Below are 1,882 nucleotides of genomic sequence, written 5' to 3'. Positions count from 1 at the left end.
CGCAGTTTGGCATCGAAGGGTAGAGGTAGTTCAGTCTACTACTTCTTTTCTTCAACGTTTGTTAAACCTTTTCACGACAGAAGGCCGGAAACAGCGAAGACAAGAGCAGGAAGCGGCTGCTTTATTTCGTGGTCAGTTATGGGAATTACTGCAAACTGAAAAAGCGCCTTACAGTCTGAAAAAACAGGTCATACAGGCCGTGGAAAATGGCGTTCTGCCTTTTCTTAAAGAATCAGAGTGTAAAGCGATAGTCAGTAGTAAGGATACAATTCTAATTAACCCGAAAGAACGTAAAATTATCCGTGAAGCCGCTGGATTTCTGAAAAAAGAACTTTCCGGATTGCTGTCTCGCCTACCCCGGGTGACGTTGGAAGATAGCAGAGAAGTGCTGAAAGCCTATTATCAACTCATTATTCTGTCACCGGAATTGTTACCGGATGAGCATAAAGCTCACGAAGCTATCAGCAAGCTGGAAAAGCACTTTCGTAATACCCGGCAATCGGTTGGTTTTACTGACCTGAAAGATACCATTGCCCTGTCCGTTTTACATAACATTCGGGAGGAGCTGTCGCTTGAAGAGTATCAACAATTAACGAAACGAATCGGTAATGTATTTACTTATCCATACTCCCCTCGTCAGCGGCCTTTGCGGGATGCACTCAACCTGATTTTTAATAATGGCCTGGGCAGTTCGTCTGTTCAGGGCCACCCCCGGGAGTTGGTTTCTGCCAGGGACCTGGCCTTGCTTAAAGATAGCTATCAGGGGCTATTTTTTCGTTACTCACGAGTACACCGGCTAGAGGAAAATCTGTTTGCAGACGGTTGTGCTGTAGCGGCCAGAATAAGTCGATTACCCAGTGAATTGAGAACGCTTGATCTGGAGCGGGTTGCACATGACTTTCAGCAGTATGAGTCCTTAAGGAGTACTTTGTCCGCAGAAAATCAGGATCAAAACCAGGAATTTAAAGAACTCGAAACCCGTTGCAAAACACATCGGGCCTTGATAGCAGAAGGTCGGGCGGCATTATTGCATGTTCAGCTGAATCAAGGGCGGCGCTGGGAGTTAAATCTGTTATTAGAAGGTATAGGAAAGGCCAATATCTATGGTACTGATTCTGAACACAATCAGCAGATGTTCAAAAAGCTGCTGGATTTGGCTCAGTTAAGAGGGCCACAAGTGGATTTGGCCCAGCTGGACTGGATCATAGCGCAGAACAATAAAGCAAACAGACATCCGAATGTTGCCATTGAAGGGGCTGGCCCAACAGGGCTGATGCTGGCTTTCACCCAGTTTCAGGAGGGGGCCAATGTCTCAGTGTTTGAGAAACGGAGCACTGCATATAACCGGTTACAAGTGGTTCGACTGGACCCTAAATGGATGGATATGCTGAAGTTTTATCTTGGAGAACATTACTACGACCTGTTCGGTGAGAATGGACAGGCTGGAAAGGGTATGGTTCGTACGGATGGTTTGGGAGAAAAGGCAGGCGAAATTGTCACTCACCGGTTGGAAGAGGCTCTGAATGATAGACTGGCTGAACTGATGGCACGCAATTATGATCATACTTCCCAGCGTGATGACCCGCAGAAAAACCGATTGGAGCGGTTAGCTGCCTATGAAATGACCAGGGTAGAGGCAGGTGAACAAGGCTATACAGTACAGGCTAAATATCACCCCGGGAATGATCCCTCTCCCTTTGCCAGCGGCAAGAAAAAGCCACCTGTCGGTTATCAGAAACCTGAAGCAACGGTAACCCGTCCTGTGGATTTAGTGATTTGCGCCGGGGGTAAACATAGTCAGCTGCGTAATAAATATATGCAGGACAGGGCCGTTACGTCTGCCCGAAGCTATGGTGTCTGTTCCTGGGAAGGGCCAAAGGAG

Annotated in this window: 1 protein-coding gene; it reads left to right on the top strand. The window is 47.3% G+C overall.

From position 1 onward, the window contains the following. On the top strand, window positions 1-1,882 hold a 1,882-nt coding region (locus tag ACO6V1_RS23735; protein ID WP_422469033.1), incomplete at both ends, for a hypothetical protein.

It is taken from the genome of Endozoicomonas sp. ALC013 (assembly GCF_049310205.1).
Classification (GTDB): Bacteria; Pseudomonadota; Gammaproteobacteria; order Pseudomonadales; family Endozoicomonadaceae; genus Endozoicomonas.
This window is presented reverse-complemented; position numbering and strand designations above follow the sequence as displayed.